Source organism: Chitinophaga oryzae (genome assembly GCF_012516375.2).
Classification (GTDB): domain Bacteria; phylum Bacteroidota; class Bacteroidia; order Chitinophagales; family Chitinophagaceae; genus Chitinophaga; species Chitinophaga oryzae.
The window spans coordinates 5298690-5316717 of record NZ_CP051204.2 but is presented as its reverse complement, the minus strand read 5'-3'; the positions used below and the strand labels follow the sequence as shown (position 1 = coordinate 5316717).

Genomic DNA, 18028 nt, shown 5'->3' with positions numbered 1-18028 from the left:
GCGTCAATTTTATCCAGCCGGACAATCGTCTGTCGGCCATCTTCTGTTCTGAGGGTTACGCTTCCTGCATCAATTTGGGACACAATGCCCCTGATCGAATGACAGGAGAAAAAGATATGGACGGGTAACTGTTCTTGCTTACTACTCTCGAGCATGACAAGGAATACATTCGGATCGGACATATGGTTAACATTTTTATATGGAGTTGTCCGCAAAGATGCGAAGAACCGTAAAGACGCCAGGTATTATTTTAAAATTAACAAGAAAACAAAGAAAAAAGAAAAACAAAGAAAAACAAAAAAGCGGAGACCAATTTGATCTCCGCTCTTTGCGGTCTTATTAAAACAAAAGGGGGTTTTTAAGCCTTTGCGAGCCCCAGGTACTGCAGGTATTTATCCAGCACGGCTTTATCAAATACCGGCTCTGGTATACCGGAGCCCTGCATGAACTTGTCCACGTTGTCGCGGTGCCATACATAGGTGTCCTGATAAAGTTCCACGGTGGAGAGGCCTTCGTGCATATTGTCCCTGAAAAGGCTGGTGAGCGGATACAGCCGGTTGGTGCTGTCGTCTTCCCACTGTTTGCGCCAGTCTTTGTAGGACAACGGCTTCAGGTTGAAACCATAGAGGTCTATCAGGCGCTGGAAGAACTCTTCCAGTGTGAGATTGGTGTCCGGTGAGCAGATCAGGTTGAACTTCTGTCCGATGGCCTCCGGATTTTTGGTGATGTGTACGATGGCTTTCGCCATGTAGTCCACGGTGATCAGTCCTTCGCGCAGCTCGCGGAGGGTGGGATAGGACGCATACTGCACACAGTTTTTCACGAGGCTGGCCCACCACTGGTAGGGGGCGCTGGCGCCGGACTGGCTGTGGCACATGGCATAGCCGAGGCGGTAAGTGATCAGCGGAACGCCGGCTGCCGCCGCCAGGTCGGCCACGGCTTCCATTACCCATTTGCTTCTCACATAACCAATGTCTTTGCTCACCGCGAGCAGGTTTTGGGAGATGTCATCGCTCTCCTTCATGACGGTTTTATGCGTGAAGACATGCCCCCAGCTATACACCGAAATGGTGGACAGCAACGACAGGCACTTCATTTTACCGGTGGCGGCAAAACGAATGATCTCCCGCAGCCCGTCTACATTGGGTTTCTTCATGAAAGAGTAAGGCTCAATAAAGTTCACGGAGCTGCCGGAATGGTAAATCACTTCCACTTTGCCGGCCAGTTGCTGGTAGGCCTGGTCTGCGATGCCGAGGAACGGCTGCCCGAAATCGCCCACCACCGGCACAATGCGGTGCCGCGTGCCCTCCTGCACCGGGATGTGATAAGCCGCAAAGGCCTGGTGGATTTTGTCGAGGGCATGGTGCTCGTCCCGCGCGCGAACGAGGCAGTATATCGTGGCGGTGGTATTGTCCAGCAGCTCCTGCAGGAGGTGGATACCTACAAAACCGGTGGCGCCGGTGAGCAGCACGGCGGACTGGCGTTGCAGTACGCTGGCGTCAAATGGTTGCCGGTATTGGACGCCGGGCAACAGGTATGCATCCTGTTGCAGGGACACATAAGGTTCCACATCTTCTTCGGGGATGCCGGTTTCACCTGTTTTGATCCTGTTGTCGATCATAGCGGCCAGCGTCCGCAGTTCAGGGTACTGGTACAGATCGCGCAGGTACATTTTCACGCCGAAGCGGTCTTTTAGTTTGGTGACCACGGTGGCTACCAGCAGCGAATCGCCGCCGATGTCGAAGAAGTTGTCGCTGTGGTGGATATACGGCCGTTCAAGGATATCTGACCATACTTCCGTGATGGTACGTTCTGTTTCGCTCAACGGTCCTGCAGATTCCTGGTAGCTGCCAGCGGCCTGTTCGGAGAGTGCTGCCAGCGCTGCCTTGTCTACTTTGCCGCTGGCGTTCATGGGCAGTTCGCGGACAGTGATAAAGCGGGCCGGCACCATATAACCGGGCAGGTCCTGCTTCAGCTGTTGCCTTGCCAGCGCGATGCCCTGTTGTTCGTTGGGATGGTCCTGTACAATAAAGGCGACCAGCTGCTTTTGCTGCCGGTTGTTGTCTACCGCGATCACGGCGGCGCTTTTCACATGGGGCACCTGCAGCAGGGCGGCTTCTATTTCGCCCGGCTCCACGCGGAAGCCACGGATCTTCACCTGGTTGTCGATACGGCCGAGGAACCGGATATCGCCATCCGGCAGACGGCGCGCCAGGTCGCCGGTGCGGTACAACTTATGACCGGGGAGGAAAGGATGCGGCACAAATTTACTGTCGGTCAGCGCCGGGTTTTTGAAATACCCTTGTGCGATGCCGATACCGCTGATGCACAGTTCACCTACGGCGCCGGACGGCAACAGCTGCAGGTCGCGGTCGAGTATATAGGCCTGTGTATTGGCGATCGGTTTGCCGATGGTCGGCACATACTGTCCGTCTGCATCCACCACCGGGCGGTGGGCGGCGTACACGGTATATTCCGTTGGACCGTAATAGTCGATCAGCTGGTACGGCAGCCCGCTGGTCAATACGGGTTTCATTTGTTCACCGCCGGAGAACAGGTATTGCAGTGCCAGCCCCGGCGTCTGGCGGCTGAGTGTTATCAGCTCGGGCAGCAGTACAGGAGGGACGAAGGCATGCGTGAGCCGGTTGCTCCGGTAGAATTCCAGGAGGAGGGCGGCATGGGTTCTTTCCTCGTTGTCTGCGATAAAGAGGGCGCCTCCGGACAGGAGTGCCGACCAGCATTCCCAGACAGAGATGTCGAATGCCAGTCCCGCCACGAGCGATAAACGGCTGTTGCTGTTAACGGCATACTGTTGTTTGTGCCAGGTGATCAGGTGCTGGATGGACAGGTGGGTGATCATCACGCCTTTCGGTTGACCGGTAGAACCGGACGTATAGATGATGTACGCCAGGTCTGACGGCGCCGGCATCTTCGCGGGTGCGGTGACGGGCTGGTCCTGCAGAATGGAGAGGCTGTCGAGGTATACCACGGCCGTGTTGTGTACCTGGAAAAGCCTGGAGCCGAGTGACAGCTGGGTGATGATCACTTTGGCTTCCACTTCTTCGAGGATGTAGGCCACTCTTTTACCGGGGTAGATGGCATCTACGGGGATGTAGGCGGCGCCGGTTTTGAGGATGCCCAGTACCGCGATCGCCCATTCGGCCGAGCGTTCCAGGTATACCGGTACATAGCTGCCGGTAGTGACGCCCTGCGCCAGCAGGTAATGCGCCAGCTGGTTGCTTTTTTCGTCCAGCTCCCGGTAAGTGAGCGTGTGGTCTTTAAACGATACAGCCAGGTTGCCGGGTGTGCGTTCTGCCTGTTGCCGGAACAGGGAGACCAATGTTTCGTGGGAATTGTAATCTTCCCATGCTGTGTGTGTCAATACATCAGCAAGGTGTTGGGTGCCATCGGTTGCAACGGTATTCCGTTGTTGTCCGTGCGCATCGTACAGGATCGCGTCCATAGAATTGCGGTTTAAATTGAGGGTGGAAAAAAGGAGTTTCGAAGGATGTGGTGTGTTGTGGTTTTAAAGTTCAGCAATAAAGATGCGCCTGTCCGGCGGTGTTAAAGACAGGACATAAATGTTCACATGTCTGGTGATAGTATGGTATGAAAGATCAGCAAAAAAGGTTCACTGTTGTGGTGGTGGATAGGTGTCTGTTTCATCGTGGATAGGTGTACGGTTTAATAAATTAGCAAAAAGGTTTTCACATCATTAATCGCGGATAGGTCAATGAAAGATCAGCAAAAAAGGTGTTCACATGGTGCGGCGAGGGCCGGCAAAAGACTCAGCAATTAGAAAAAGATTTTTTAAAGATATCCGGTTTTTCAAAAAAATATACGAACAGGGAAAGTATTTGGATTTGCTGCTTGTCGAAAAAAATGGTTACTGTGTTTTCCGGGTTCGAACGGATAGCAAATTAGTACGCCTCACTGAAATATAACCGCAGTCGAAAAAATTGAATTATTGTGGTCTAACTGGTTCATAATAAATCTACTGTATGCCGGATTCATATCGTTTGCCGTGGGTGATTTTGAGCGGTATCCGCCGGAGGACGGCAGTAAAGAACCGGTTTGGGGAGGTATGCCTGGCCTTAACATGCGATATCCGGGAAAGCATCGGCGGCTGCCTGGGCGATTTCATGGTCCTGTTCCGCCCAGCTGCCACTTACCCCGATTGCACCGATCAAATGGTCATTATAAAGCAGGGGAATGCCACCTCCGAACGTCACTATTTTTCCCCCAAGTATTGTTTCCATTGGGAAAGAAGCTGCCGGCTGTCTGAACGCTCCTAAATCTTTTGTGGCCATTTTGAACATAGCTGCAGTATAGGCTTTCTTTTGCGCTAAATCAACACTGACAAGGCTGGCGCCATCCATTCTTAGAAAAGCCAATGACAGCCCCGAAGCATCCGCTATGCAAACGGATATCGGCACCTGGATAGATGCCGCTTTGCGGACAGCGATTTGTAAAACCCGGAATAAATTCTCTGTCCTGAAACAGCATTCAATATCTCTTGTATGCATAACGTTATTTAATGATGACAACAATGTGCTCGCTTAAATAATAAAGCGGTCTTCTCAAATTATATCTAACCGGATTAAATATCATTAAACTAGTATAATAAGCTGTTGTGCTATTTAAAAGTGACCTTTATGATTGGAGATGTGTTGGGCCCAACCGCTTATTTTTAGCGGCATAAACGTTAAATTTAATGGAAACTTTTACGGATGAATTGAACCAGCCTGCTTTCATCTTGTTGTGTTAAAAAAGAATGTACATGCGTAAACCGAAGGTAGATATTGAACAACTGACCGCCGCGGTGATCAGTCATTACGGGAAGATTGATCATATAGGACCGGTGCAGGACGGCATGGAGTCTTTTGCTTTCCGGCTGGTCATCTCGGGGAAAAAGTATGTGCTCCGCGTGAATCATCAGGCAGAAGGTTTTGAAAAAGACGATTTCGTCCAGCGGCATTTGACCGTCGCCGGTTTGCCGGTACCGGAGATAGAAGCCATCGGTTTACTGGAGAGTGGCATTGCCTGGTGTTTGTCTGTCCAGGCGCCGGGTGTAACGTTGCAGGACCTGCCCGCAGCTTACCTGCCGGCGGTGGCAGCGCCGCTGGCCGCGGTCATGCAGGCGATGGCGGAGGCGCCGCTGGACAAGGTGACCGGCTTCGGTCCTTTTAACGCGAGAGGCGAAGGGCAGTATGCCAGCTGGAAGGCATACCTGGAAAGCATTTGCGGGGACGTGACCTACGACTGGCGTGCGGCCGGTAAAAGAGTGCCGATGAAACGTGTCCGGCCATTGCAGGAACAGCTGTCAATAGCGATACAGGGCATCCCTGAAGTAAGGCAGCTGGTGCATGGTGACTTTGGTTCCAACAATGTGCTGACAGACGGGCATGTGATCACCGGCGTGATTGACTGGTCGGAGGCTATGGCGGGCGACAGCCTGTATGATATGGCCAATATTTTTTTCTGGCGTACCTGGCTGAATTGTATGGAACAGCAGGCGCGTTATTTTGAAACCCAGGGGATAGACAAAGCGCGGCTGGATGCTTACCAGTTGCGCATCGGCCTGGAAGAAGTATACCAGGCGGCGCTTGCAGGCGACGTCGATGAAATGGACTGGGCGCTGGTACGATGTGAACACCTGGCAGGTATTGTCCGCTGAATTGGGCGGCAAAAAAATTTCGTGTAATATTGTAAATTCAACGGTTTTCCTATTTTGACATGCAAGACAAAGAACTTTGGTCCTGGTACAAATCCGGAGAAATCAGTGGGCTGGAAGGTTTGTATAATGCCTATTACAGGCCGCTTACCAACTATGGCTTTAAATTCACGGAGGACAAATCATTTATTGAAGAGAGCATACAGGACCTCTTTCTGAAATTGTGGCGCAACAGGGATTCCATTGTCACACCGCAGGTGGTGAAACAATACCTGCTTTTATCCTTCCGGCGCATTTTGCTGCGCAAGCTGGAATACAGCCCTTCCCGGCTGGAGGAAGCGTTTTCCGGAGAACATATTCCTTTTTATTTGGAACTGTCTTATGAGCATCCCCTGATCAGAGCAGAGCGTGCAGCGGAGTTGAAGAAAAAGGTCGATGCCTTGATGGATACGCTGACCCACCGGCAGCGGGAGGCCATTTTCCTCAAATACTACGAAGATCTGTCATATGAAGAGATTGCAGAGATCCTGCAAATCAACACAGGAGGCACCTACAAACTGGTTTACCGCGCGCTGGAGCGCCTGAGAGAGCAATTCGGCGACTTCTCCCTCCTGGTACTGTTATACCTGCTGCAACGCCGCTACTAATTTTTTTTTCAAAATTTTTCTGAAAATGGGATAATCCGGATATTCTGTTGTGTCTTATGAGTGATGAACAAAGACTATCGTGATTACCGGATGGAGGATTTCCTGGCGGACGAGTATTTTATCCGCTGGGTGAAATTCCCTGATGCGGCAGCTGACGCTTTCTGGCAGCAGCTCGCCGCCGACGTGCCGGAGAAAGCCCCGCTGATGCGGGAAGCCCGGGAGGTGGTGTATGCCCTGTCTACACCGGTGCTGGAAAAAAATGATCCTGCCCGCGAAAAGATATGGCAGGCAGTGCTGGACAATATACAACAGACGCCGGCGCGACCGTTGCGGCGTTACCGCCGGACATGGCTGGCGGCAGCCTCTGTGCTGCTACTGCTGGCGCTGGGCGCCACCTGGTATTTTACCTCCACCATTATCGTCAGTACAGGTTATGGTGAAACCCGGGAAGTTATTTTACCTGATCACTCTTCCCTGATGCTGAACGCACATTCCACCGCCTCCTACGCCCGTAGCTGGACCGTTACCGGCAGGAGGGAGGTGTCACTGGAAGGAGAGGCCTTCTTCGATGTAAAACATACCGGTGACACTTTCCGCGTACAGGCCGGTCCCGCGTGCATTACCGTGCTGGGCACCGCTTTCAACGTACGGCACCGGGAAGGTATGATCGCCGTGGTGCTGCAACGGGGACGTGTACGCATCGACGTGGCCAACGGCGAAGGACAACCGGCATTCCTGCAGCCGGGAGAAGGATGGTCTTATGCCCATCAGCAGCAGCCGGTGGTCATGCAGGCTGTCGATACCGCCGCCGCCACCGCCTGGACGCGGCATGAACTCCTGCTGAATGCCACCAAAGTGAAAGATGTCATCAGGCTATTAAAAGATAATTACGGATATACAGTAGTATTGGAAGACAGCACCATCGGTGAACGTGAAATTAAAGGCAGGATACCTATGCAAAGGGAACAGGACCTCCTGTTCGTATTGTCCAGGATACTGGATGTAGACATTCAACAGAAAAACGATACGCTTTTGTTCACTACGAGATAGTGATCGATTATTTATCAACCAAAAACCAACCAACATCAATGATGACGAGAGCACAGTTGCGCAAGACTGCGGCGATGGTGTGTACATTCCTGTTCTGTATGCAGCTCGCACATGCACAGATGAAAACCATGCCGGTCAGTGCCGCGCTGAAGGAAATCACCCGGCTCTATGGTACCAGCTTCGTGTATGAAAACAGCCTGCTGGACAATGTAACCACCACCGTGGATGCCAGCGCCTTCCGCGGCAAAACAGTGGAAGCCGTGCTGAAAGAAGTACTGTATCAGCGGGGATACCTCTTTCTGTACGTTAACGACAACACCTATACGATTATTAAGGACGTGCGCCGGAAGACCGCACCAGGCGGTGGAGCAGGCCCGGTGGCCGACACGGAGCGCAATGTGGCCGGTACCGACCCGTTGCTGGTAAGAGGCCGGGTGACAGATGAAAACGGTATCCCGCTGCCGGGAGTAACCATCAAGCCTGCCTCCGGCAGGGCGGGCGCCTTCACGGACGGCAACGGTGCCTATACCGTCCGCCTGTCGAAGCCGGGTGAAATGATTGCTTTCACGTTTATCGGCTACCGTATGCAGGCAGTTGCCGGCAAGCCCCGGCTGGACGTGGTGTTACAGCCAGACAACATCCAGCTGAAACAGGTGGAAGTGTCTACCGGCTACCAGACCATCGCGAAAGAAAGAGCCACCGGATCTTTCTCCCAGATACAGGAGAAAGACATGGAACGCAAAATCACCACTAACGTGGTGGATAAAATGGAGGGCATGGTGAGCGGTTTGCTGGTGACCAACAACCCGCCGGGGACCGACGGCCGTCCGTCTAAAAGCCCGGTGTTTTCCATCCGCGGACGAAATACCTTTAAAGCGCAGCAGGACCCGCTGGTCGTGATCGATGGCTTTCCATATGAAGGCGAGCTGTCTATGATCAACCCGGAAGATATTGCACGGATCACCTTCCTGAAAGACGCCGCCGCCGCCTCTATCTGGGGCGTCCGCGCCGCCAACGGGGTAGTGGTGATAGAAACACAGAAAGGAAAACCACAACGCCGGCAGATCAATTTCTCCACCAACTTTACCCTGGGAGGCCGCCCCGACCTGGGCTACCGCCCGGTGGCCGGTTCCGCCGATTACCTCGACTTTGAAAGTGAAGCGGTGCGTAAAAATCTCATCCCCGATCCCAGGGGCCGCACGCTGCCTGCTGTGAGCGCCGGCGCTGACGTTTTCTACCGCTACAAACGCGGGGAGATCACCGAAGCGCAACGCGACGCATTGGTAGCGCAACTGGCCGGCTATGACTATAAATCACAGTATCAGCAGTATCTGTTGCAACGCCAGCAAATACAGCAGTACAACCTGTCCATGAGCGGCGGCAGTGAATTCGCACAGTATTTTGTCTCCGGTTCCCTCAGCGATGAACTGCCGGTGGCCAAAGGCAATCGCAACACCCGGGTGACCATCAACGCTACCAACAATTTCCGGCTTCATAAAAACCTCGATGCCAACCTGGGCATCATGGCCGTGATGAATACCGCCAAAAACAACGGCCTGGGCCTGTCTCCGCTGGAACCGGGCATCAATACGCTGCTGCCCTACGACCGGATCATAGACGATAACGGTAAAGCCATACAGTACGCCCGCGCTTTCAACGCCCCCGCCCTGGATTCCCTGCAACGCCTCGGCTACCTGCCGTGGAGATACGATTACCTGGCTGAGCTGGCGAATGCGGATAATGCCGCCCGTCAGAACCTCTACCGGATCAACGCCGGTTTCAACTACCGCATCATTCCCGGGCTGACGGCCACACTGAGCGGCCTCTATGAACGCTCTTTCCAGCGCACCCGCAACTATTACAGCCCGGACACCTACACCGCCAGAAATACCGTTAACAACGCCACCTCCACCGTGGCCGGTAACCCAGTCACACTGGTGTACGGTCTGCCCAAAGGCGGTATACTGAACATCACGAACGCAGAGATGGAGCATTACGATGTGCGCGGACAGCTGAACCTGAACCGCCAGCTCGGCAAACGGCACAGAATAGATGCCGTGGCGGGCAGCGAAATACGGCAGGTATGGACTACCAGCGCTTCCAGCCGCCTGTATGGTTATGACGATCAGACGCTGGCCTCCATGCCGGTGAATTATGATGCTTATTACAAGACTGCTGTTTCCGGTAACCAGATAAAACCTTCCATACCCAACAGCCTGGGCGATACCAGAGACAGGTTTATGTCCTGGTACACCAACGCGAACTACACCTATAACAGCCGCTACGTGTTTTCCGGAAGCGCCAGGCTGGACGACTCCAACCTGTTTGGCGCCAGCGATAAATACCGCGCTACGCCGCTGTGGTCACTGGGTGGTATGTGGAAGCTGGGAGAAGAAGCGTTTATGCAATTGCGTTTTCTCAATCGCCTTAATCTGCGTGTAACCTATGGCGTGAACGGTAACGTGGATAAAACCACCAGTCCCTTCCTGATAGCAGCAGTAGCGTCCTACCCGGGCGCTTATAACGGTCAGCCTTTTGCGAGCATCAGCAATCCGGCCAACCCGCTGTTGCGCTGGGAAAAAACCAAAACCTTCAACGTGGGCGCCGATCTCTCTTTCTGGGACAGCCGCCTGGATGTGACGCTGGACGTATACCGCAAACATAGCTACGACCTGTTAGGGCCGGCGGAATTTAATGCTACCTATGGATTCACCACGCTGACCGTCAACACCGCGGAACTGCGGAACAACGGGATCGATCTTAATGTTACCGCAGCGGTGATACAACGGAAGAACTTTTCGTGGAAAGCGAACATGAACTTCGGCTATAACGAGAACAAAGTAGTGTCATCCAACCTGCAGCGGGAAAATGTTACCTACTACAGCAACAGCGGCACAGGCGCCAGCCCCGTGAAAGGCAAGCCTATTGAAGGAATCTACAGCTACCGTTACGGTGGCCTGGACAGCATCGGCAGACCGGTCGTATTATCCGGCGATGGCAAACGGAACCTGGCGAACGCTGATATTTCCGCCGATCTGTCTACCCTGGCTTACAGCGGCACCACAGTGCCACGGTTTTTCGGGGGGCTGACGAACATCGTGCGTTACAAACAGCTGGAGCTGTCTTTCCTGGTCACCTATAAGATGGGATATGTATTCCGTCGCCCTACGGTGGACTACTTCAGCTATTTCACGCAGAAGTCCATCCACAGCGATGTGGCAGAGCGCTGGCGCAAGCCGGGCGACGAAGCGCGTACAGACGTGCCCGTAGTGCCTGCTACCGGTGTCAACTATACGAATACCTGGTATCCGAAATCCGACCGGCTGATAGAAAGCGGTGCGCATATCCGTTTAAGGGAGGTGTCTCTCACGTATGACCTGCCGTCGCAGGTGCTGCGCCCCTTGCGTATGCAGCGATTGTCGCTGATGGCTTATGGCCGTAACCTGGCGCTGTGGACCAAAAATAAAGCGGGTATTGATCCGGACTACATCCCGGGTGCTTATTATTCCCTGCTGCCGCCTGCGCGTTCTTTTGCCGTTGGCCTGAAAACAACTTTTTAACCTTAAAAATGTAGCCTGATGTTTCGCACTTTGATATATGCAGCCGCTTTGATGGCCCTCGCGGGTTGTGGCAGGGATTATCTCGATATAAAACCCAAAGGAAAGGTAATTCCTTCTACGTATAAGGATTATCGTTTGTTGATGAACAATACCAACGACCTGGCGGGTTCCTATGGGGCTGATGAAATGGCGTCCGATAACGTAGCATACTATGAACAACAGGGCCTGGATTACCTTGGCACCGCTACCTACCGGATACATACCTGGCAGGACGATGTCTGGATGTCTACCGACAACGACGGCCAGTGGAGCAACCTTTACAAGCAGGTGTACCTGGCCAACGTGGTGGTGGAAGGGATGAAGGTGGTGACCGACGGTAGTGAAAAAGAGCGCAATCAGCTGGTGGGAGAGGCGCTGGTACACCGGGCTTTCGCTTACCTGTCGCTCGTGAACCTGTACGCTGTGCACTATGATGCCTCTTCCGCGGCGTCAGACAAAGGCGTGCCGCTACTGCTGGCGCCTGTCATTGATGCCAGGTTGAACCGGGCTTCTGTGAAGGCCGTCTATGACCAGTTGCTGGCCGATCTGAGCCAGGCAACCTCGCTGCTGGGCACCACCAGCACCAGCGCTTATGAGCCAACGCTGGCTGCTGCTTATGCGCTGCAGGCCCGTGCTTATCTGCTCAGGGGAGAATACCCCGAAGCGCTGAAGGCGGCCGCTAAAACACTGGAGATCAAAAACCAGTTGACCGATTATAACAAGGCAGTAGCGGACCCGCGCAATACCTTCCCGCAAAACAGAAGCAATCCTGAAACGATCCTGATGAAAACCGTTTCCAACAGTTACGCCTGGTTTTCCCTGAGCAAGGATTTACAGGCGGAGTTCAAAGATTCGCTGATCGATCTGCGGTATAAAATATTGTTTACCACCACTACCGATCCATTTAAGGGGCATCTCTACTACTATGGTGAATTCCTGTCGTTCGACTCTCGGCTGGTAGGGCCAACCGTGCCGGAGATGTACCTGGTCCGCGCTGAATGTAACGCCCGGCTCAATAACGTGGCGGCTGCCATGCAGGACCTGAACCTGCTGCGTCAAACGCGTATCGCAACCGCAGCGTATGTGCCCTCCACCGCCGCCACGGCAGAGGAGGCGCTGCGGATGGTGCTGTCCGAACGCCGGCGGGAGCTGTGTTTCAAAGGCCAGCGGTTGTTCGATATGAAACGGCTGAATAAAGACCCGCGTTTCGCAAAAACGGTCACCCACACTTACAACGGACAAACGTTTACGTTGAAGCCCAACGACTATCGCTATGTATTTCCCATTGCGCCGAAGCTGATGCAGCTGAACCCGGAACTGGAACCGAATGAAAGAAAATAGCCAATCATGGAAAGATGGCCGGGCAGCTGGTATGACGGTGGTCCCGCCCGGACATGCGCCACCACCGGGACAGCCTTTTGAACCGCTGATAACAAAACGGGGGCGTTACAGGAGGCTATTTGCGGGAAGACCTTTAATTTGTAGATGTAAAAACCAAACCAACACATTAAAAGTATGATGAAAAAACTATTACTGGTGTTAGCCGCCTGTTTACCGCTTGCTTTGGCGGCGCAGGAAAAGGGCATTCACTTCGAGCATGAACTGAGCTGGAAGGAGGTCCGTGCCAAAGCCCAAAAAGAAAACAAGTTTATTTTCATGGACTGCTACACCACCTGGTGCGGTCCCTGTAAAATGATGAGTCGCGACATCTTCCCGCAGCAGGTGGTCGGCGATTTCTTCAATGATAAATTCATCTCGGTGAAAGTCCAGATGGACAAAACCGCCAAGGATGACGATGCCGTAAAACGCTGGTATGAAGACGTCGACGCTATCGCCAGGGAGTATAACGTGATGGCCTACCCGACGTTTTTGTATTTCGCGCCTGATGGCAAGCTGGTACACCTGGTGGTAGGCAGCGACAGCGCTTCCGCGTTCATTGCAGCTTCCGCCAAAGCGCTGAAGCCGGAAACGCAGTACTATACCCGCATGGAGACCATGGCTGAAAATGCAGGCAATCAACCGGACACGCTGAAACGGCTGGCAGAAGAAGCCATGGAGATGTATGACGGCCGCTACTCCGCCTTGTTCGCCAAACGGTATCTCCGCGCAGTGCCGAGCGTATACACGTCGGAAACACTGCAGTTCCTGGATAAGTATACCCATAACAGCAGAGACACGGGCTTTGTCATCTTCCGTAAAAATCCGGCGAAAGTCAACCAGGTAATGGGAGCAAAGTATGCGGAAAAGAAAGTGGAGCAGATTATCTTCGGTGAGGAAATATATGCCAACCTGAAAGAAGGCATCACGCCCGATTTTAAAGTTATAGAAACCAAACTGCAAAAGAAATATCCCGATCTGTCCCGCAAGCTGGTGGATAAGTTCAGGCTGCAATGGTATCAGGGCAAAGACTATGATCAGTTTGAAAAAGCAGTGAAGGTATACATCCGGCAATACGATAAACAACTGGACCCTTCCGATCTGAGCAGCTTTGCGCGCACCGTGGGCCGTAAGGCCAAGGATACCGCTATGTTACGCACTGCGCTGGCATGGAGTGAACGTGCGGTAAAGGAGAACCCGGGTCCGGACGCTGTGAGCGTACAGGCCATGCTGATCTATCGCCTGGGTGATACGGCAACGGCTATCCGCTTACAGGAAGGCGTTGTCAATGATCTTTCTGCAAAAGAGAAGAAATACCAGAAGGAATTCCAGGAGAAAGTGCTCGATAAGATGAGGAAGGGCGAAAACCTCTGATAACAGGGGAGAAGGACGCAGTTTTGCCGGTATCTCGTTTTATTAGATTATCATTACGGCGTAAGTAAATAATTTATTAAACGATGAAACGTTGTTTTTTCCCGATAGCCCTGATAGCATTGCTGAGTTGTAACAACCATCCTGAAAATACGACATCGCAGCCGGCAGACTCAGGAAATGTTATGATGGAAGATAAAGATAAAGATAAAGCACAGGAAGCTGCTGGTACTTACCGGCAGCTTCCTGAATTAATAGCCCATTTAACGGAAACCGAAACAGGTATCGCAGACCCTATCCGGAACATACAGGAACAGAATGACTTTTGCAATCAGGCCTCACTGATGCGCAGCGCTTCCTGGCAGAAAGCAGATGAGCGGTACCGGCAATTCGCACAGGACCAGGCAGGCCATAAATACATCAATGTGTTCCGGCAGTATGGTGCTTACGTTATTTTGGTAAATCTGAATTTGCTGGCGGAAAGTTCGCCGGAGGCGCTGCTAAAAATCTGGTTCTATACAGACGAGCTGGTAAAATCCGGCGCTGTCAATGCGCCGCTGATATCCGCCGGGCTCAGTCAATTGAAAGAACACGGTTTTTCTGCCGCGAAAATCCGCGAGCTGGCCGACAGTGCAGAAAAGCAGTTACAGGCCAACAGCAAATATGCGGAGGTGAAAAAGAGCGTGCAACAATACGTCAATCAGGCAATGTCCGCAACGAGAGATCCAAAGTACGCCGCTGAAGACGAAAACCATATCAGGGTCTTTCGTTTGATACAGGAGGCCGAAGAGAACATTCACGCGTTAGCGCAATAAAGGGTAGTGGTTTTGCCCGTTTCACCGGATTTGCCTACATTGCCGGGCTAACAACGTTATTTAACATACGACATGGAACTAACATCACTGGCCCCGCAGTCATTGTGGCAATATTTCAGTCAACTGAACGCCATCCCGCGGGCATCGAAGAAAGAAGAGAAGGTGATAGCCTTTGTGGAGGCATTTGGCCGGCAGCTGGGCCTGGAAACGACAAGGGACGCTGTCGGGAACGTGTGCATTAAAAAGCCGGCTACCGCGGGCATGGAAGACCGCCAGACGGTGATCCTGCAATCGCACCTGGACATGGTACACCAGAAAAACGGGGATACCGTGTTCGACTTTGACACGCAGGGCATCGAGATGTATGTGGACGGCGACTGGGTAAGGGCCCGCGGCACTACCCTCGGCGCAGATAACGGCATCGGCGTAGCCACCATCATGGACATCCTGGCGGCGACGGACATACAGCATCCCGCCCTCGAAGCCATGTTCACGATCGACGAAGAAACAGGTATGACCGGCGCCATGCAACTGGACCCGGGCCCTTATACCGGTACCATCCTGCTCAACCTGGACACCGAAGAGGAAGACGAAATCACCATCGGTTGCGCCGGTGGCCTCGATACCAATACCAACGGCAGCTACCAGCAGGTGCCTGCTACAGCCGGCGGCGCCGCCTACGACGTCACCATTAAAGGCTTGCTCGGCGGCCACTCCGGGATAGATATCAATAAAGGCAGGGCGAACGCCAACAAGCTGATGAACCGCCTGCTGTACAACGTGCGTCAGTCTATAGACCTGCAGCTGGCGTCCCTCGACGGCGGCAGCCTGCGGAACGCTATCCCGCGCGAATCCCGCGCCACGGTAGTAGTGCCCGGCGCCGATAAAGCCCGTTTTGAAGCAGCGGTACAGGCATTTGCCGCCATCCTGAAAGATGAATATAAAACCGTGGAGACCGGACTGACCGTAGCGGTTACGCCTGCTGCCACGCCGGTTTCTGTGATGGCGCCCGCTTATTTCGATCAGCTGCTGCGCGCCATCTACGCCGCGCCCAATGGCGTGTTCCGCATGAGCCCCGATATGCCGGGCCTCGTGGAAGCCTCTAACAATATCGCCAAAGTGACCGTGAAAGACGGACAGTTTATTACCCAGTCACTCCAGCGCAGCAACGTAGACAGCACCAAAGAAGACGTCGCCCTCGCGGTACGTTCCGCCTTTGAAAATATGGGCTGCGAAGTGATACAGGCCGGTGGTTACCCCGGATGGAAACCCAACCCGGATTCTCCCATCCTGAAGCTGATGCTGTCCCTGTACGGCGATCACTTCAAACATGCACCGAAAGTAGGAGCGATTCACGCCGGACTGGAATGTGGCATCCTCGGTTCGCTGCTCAAAGGGCCGGACATGATTTCCTTCGGACCTACCATCCGCGGCGCGCACTCACCCAACGAATGTGCGCAGATCTCTTCCGTGGAGCGGTTTTATAAATTTCTGCTGCATATTTTGAAAGAAATACCCAAACGATAGTTATTTTAGGCTAACGATAACCGGGGCTGACCAACAGGTCGGCCCTTTGTTTTTGCCGCTGCGGTGATAATTCACAGAAACTTAATACCCCGTTAATATTTAAACAACCATTTTTGCATCGGTTATGAATCATTCCGATGGACTATAAGCACGCATCTGATATGGAATTGTTGCTTTGTTGTAAGAACGACGACATCAGGGCATACAATGAGTTGGTGGACCGCTATGCGCCCCGTCTGCATAAAATCGGCCTGCGCTATCTCCGTGACAGGTTCGTGGTAGAGGAGCTAGCCATGGACCTGCTGTTCAATATATGGGAGCGCAGAATGAACATCACCATCGAATACAGCCTTTCTGCTTATCTTTTCAGGGCTTACCGCAATATGATTGCCCGGCAGCTTTGCCGGAAGATTCCTGCTACCAGCCCCATAGAAGAAATGACCGAACACGAATTACCCCTTTCCTCCCGGACTGCCGATGATGACCTGATCTTCACTCAGACAGAGTTGATCTATCATGAAAATTTGGCGCGGTTAAGTCCTCAGCGCCGGCTGGTGTTTCAGCTGAGTCGCGAGGAAAACCTGAGTTATAAAGCCATCGCTGAACGTACCGGTCTTTCCCTGAATACCGTTGAAAACTATATGACCGCTGCACTGGCCGGCCTGCGCAGATTTTTTGGCAGGCATTCGCTGCATCTCTGGGTAACCCTGCTACTGACGCAACACCTCTGACCCCCCGTTTTTCTTTCTCTCTAAAAAATCTGAAAAAAAATTTCATCCGCGTAGGTGGTAGACATGCCTTTTGGGTAACTCTATAGGTAGAAGCCTGCGAATAATGAAAGAGCATCCTACTGAATTGTTAAAAAAGTTTCTGGACAACCGCTGTTCTCCCGAAGAGCTGGAACAGGTACAGCAGCTGTTGCAGTTGCCTGAAAACAGCGAGCTGCTGGACAGGCTGATGGCCGGGCAATCTGCGGCCGACTGGGAGCATACCGGCTATGCGGATGAACAGCTGCTACCGACGGTAGAACGCTGGAAAGCGCAGTTGAATGAACGCATACGTCAGCAGTCAGGAGGGAAGGTGAAACAACTACGGGCACGCAGGCTACGCAATATAGCCGCCGTTATGGCCGGTATTTTGGTGTTAAGTGGTATCTCTTACCGGGGTTTAAAAAACAAAAGAATGCACCCCGCTTATGTGGAACAACGTAATCCGGGAGGAGCGCCGGTGAGATACCTGTTGCCCGACAGCACGCAGGTGCACCTGGCAGCGGGCAGCCGGATGCGTTATCCGGCGCAGTTTTCAGGAAGTAAAAGAGAAGTCTTTCTGGAAGGAGAAGCTTTTTTCGATGTAAAGCAGGATGCGAAGAATCCCTTTATCATCAGAACAGGCGACGTATATACGGAAGTGTTAGGCACGTCCTTCCGGATCACGGCATTTGAGGCGGCGCCGCTGGAGGTGGCTGTCGCTTCCGGCAAGGTACAGGTGACAGACCCGCAAAAAGGGCAACTGGCCGTTTTGACCAAAGGCAGGGTAGTCAGCTACAACGCTGCCAGTGGGGTGGTAGAGCAGCATACGGTAGACCCGTCTTCGTTGGAAAAGTGGACCACCGGCGAAGTGTATTTTGAAGAAACACACGTGGACAGGATCGCGGAAGAATTGCAGCGCATCTATGGAGTTAAGATCCGGTTTCAGCAACCTGCGTTGGCCACAATCCGCGTCAGCGCCGCTTTTTCAGCAAGCGAGCCGGTGGCGGGCGTAATGCAGATGCTGGCTTTTGTCGGCAAATTCCAATACAACTATGATAGTGAAAAGAAACTGTACACCCTTTACGTGAAAAATCAGCCTATGGATAAAAGATAAACGAAGCATTCAAAAATAAAAACGTTCCTGCGGGAAAGCAGGAACGCTGACAGAACATCAGGCCGTTATGATTGGACGTCTGACCGGCCGAATGTTCCATGCTTA

12 protein-coding genes are annotated in these 18028 nt (G+C 52.9%); 10 read left to right on the top strand and 2 right to left on the bottom strand.

Translation table 11 applies throughout. The annotated features are described in order from the left end of the window. Nucleotides 1-358 precede the first annotated feature (358 nt). Nucleotides 359-3463: a non-ribosomal peptide synthetase family protein gene (locus HF324_RS21130; protein WP_168804385.1), complete on the bottom strand. Its 3105-nt coding sequence runs from the start codon at nucleotides 3461-3463 to the stop codon at nucleotides 359-361. Nucleotides 3464-4094: 631 nt separating this feature from the next. After that, entirely contained in the window at nucleotides 4095-4526 is a 432-nt protein-coding gene (locus tag HF324_RS21125; RefSeq protein WP_168860745.1) for a GlcG/HbpS family heme-binding protein, read from the bottom strand. A 254-nt stretch (nucleotides 4527-4780) separates the two neighbouring features. Here HF324_RS21125 and HF324_RS21120 point away from each other — a divergent pair, with 254 nt between their 5' ends. From HF324_RS21120 to HF324_RS21075, 10 genes are all read left to right on the top strand, one after another. After that, nucleotides 4781-5677 carry a phosphotransferase family protein gene (locus HF324_RS21120; RefSeq protein ID WP_168860744.1) on the top strand — a complete coding sequence of 299 codons (897 nt, stop codon included), beginning with the start codon at nucleotides 4781-4783 and terminating at the stop codon, nucleotides 5675-5677. A gap of 59 nt (nucleotides 5678-5736) precedes the next feature. Further along, nucleotides 5737-6321: an RNA polymerase sigma factor gene (locus tag HF324_RS21115; protein ID WP_168804382.1), complete on the top strand. Its 585-nt coding sequence runs from the start codon at nucleotides 5737-5739 to the stop codon at nucleotides 6319-6321. Nucleotides 6322-6384: 63 nt separating this feature from the next. Continuing rightward, nucleotides 6385-7371, top strand: coding sequence for a FecR family protein (locus HF324_RS21110; RefSeq protein WP_168860743.1), 987 nt, complete (start codon nucleotides 6385-6387; stop codon nucleotides 7369-7371). 38 nt (nucleotides 7372-7409) lie between these two features. Next, nucleotides 7410-10931 carry a SusC/RagA family TonB-linked outer membrane protein gene (locus HF324_RS21105; protein ID WP_168860742.1) on the top strand — a complete coding sequence of 1174 codons (3522 nt, stop codon included), beginning with the start codon at nucleotides 7410-7412 and terminating at the stop codon, nucleotides 10929-10931. 18 nt (nucleotides 10932-10949) lie between these two features. Continuing rightward, complete coding sequence (locus HF324_RS21100; RefSeq protein ID WP_168860741.1) at nucleotides 10950-12311, top strand: RagB/SusD family nutrient uptake outer membrane protein; 1362 nt, start codon at nucleotides 10950-10952, stop codon at nucleotides 12309-12311. 174 nt (nucleotides 12312-12485) lie between these two features. Continuing rightward, on the top strand, nucleotides 12486-13721 hold the full coding sequence (locus tag HF324_RS21095) for a thioredoxin family protein (protein WP_168860740.1): 1236 nt from the start codon (nucleotides 12486-12488) through the stop codon (nucleotides 13719-13721). An 83-nt stretch (nucleotides 13722-13804) separates the two neighbouring features. After that, nucleotides 13805-14533, top strand: coding sequence for a hypothetical protein (locus tag HF324_RS21090; RefSeq protein ID WP_168860739.1), 729 nt, complete (start codon nucleotides 13805-13807; stop codon nucleotides 14531-14533). Between the two features lie 72 nt (nucleotides 14534-14605). Further along, nucleotides 14606-16060: an aminoacyl-histidine dipeptidase gene (locus HF324_RS21085; RefSeq protein ID WP_168860738.1), complete on the top strand. Its 1455-nt coding sequence runs from the start codon at nucleotides 14606-14608 to the stop codon at nucleotides 16058-16060. Between the two features lie 137 nt (nucleotides 16061-16197). Further along, a complete protein-coding gene (locus tag HF324_RS21080; RefSeq protein WP_168860737.1) occupies nucleotides 16198-16791 on the top strand; it encodes a sigma-70 family RNA polymerase sigma factor in 594 nt (197 codons plus the stop codon). A 103-nt stretch (nucleotides 16792-16894) separates the two neighbouring features. Then, on the top strand, nucleotides 16895-17923 hold the full coding sequence (locus HF324_RS21075) for a FecR family protein (RefSeq protein WP_168804374.1): 1029 nt from the start codon (nucleotides 16895-16897) through the stop codon (nucleotides 17921-17923). The last annotated feature ends 105 nt before the right edge of the window (nucleotides 17924-18028 follow it).

Coding starts and splice junctions, on each gene's coding strand:
- HF324_RS21130 (WP_168804385.1), bottom strand. CDS start 3,463: ATGGACGCGATCCTGTACGATGCGCACGGACAACAACGGAATACCGTT.
- HF324_RS21125 (WP_168860745.1), bottom strand. CDS start 4,526: ATGCATACAAGAGATATTGAATGCTGTTTCAGGACAGAGAATTTATTC.
- HF324_RS21120 (WP_168860744.1), top strand. CDS start 4,781: ATGCGTAAACCGAAGGTAGATATTGAACAACTGACCGCCGCGGTGATC.
- HF324_RS21115 (WP_168804382.1), top strand. CDS start 5,737: ATGCAAGACAAAGAACTTTGGTCCTGGTACAAATCCGGAGAAATCAGT.
- HF324_RS21110 (WP_168860743.1), top strand. CDS start 6,385: ATGAACAAAGACTATCGTGATTACCGGATGGAGGATTTCCTGGCGGAC.
- HF324_RS21105 (WP_168860742.1), top strand. CDS start 7,410: ATGATGACGAGAGCACAGTTGCGCAAGACTGCGGCGATGGTGTGTACA.
- HF324_RS21100 (WP_168860741.1), top strand. CDS start 10,950: ATGTTTCGCACTTTGATATATGCAGCCGCTTTGATGGCCCTCGCGGGT.
- HF324_RS21095 (WP_168860740.1), top strand. CDS start 12,486: ATGATGAAAAAACTATTACTGGTGTTAGCCGCCTGTTTACCGCTTGCT.
- HF324_RS21090 (WP_168860739.1), top strand. CDS start 13,805: ATGAAACGTTGTTTTTTCCCGATAGCCCTGATAGCATTGCTGAGTTGT.
- HF324_RS21085 (WP_168860738.1), top strand. CDS start 14,606: ATGGAACTAACATCACTGGCCCCGCAGTCATTGTGGCAATATTTCAGT.
- HF324_RS21080 (WP_168860737.1), top strand. CDS start 16,198: ATGGACTATAAGCACGCATCTGATATGGAATTGTTGCTTTGTTGTAAG.
- HF324_RS21075 (WP_168804374.1), top strand. CDS start 16,895: ATGAAAGAGCATCCTACTGAATTGTTAAAAAAGTTTCTGGACAACCGC.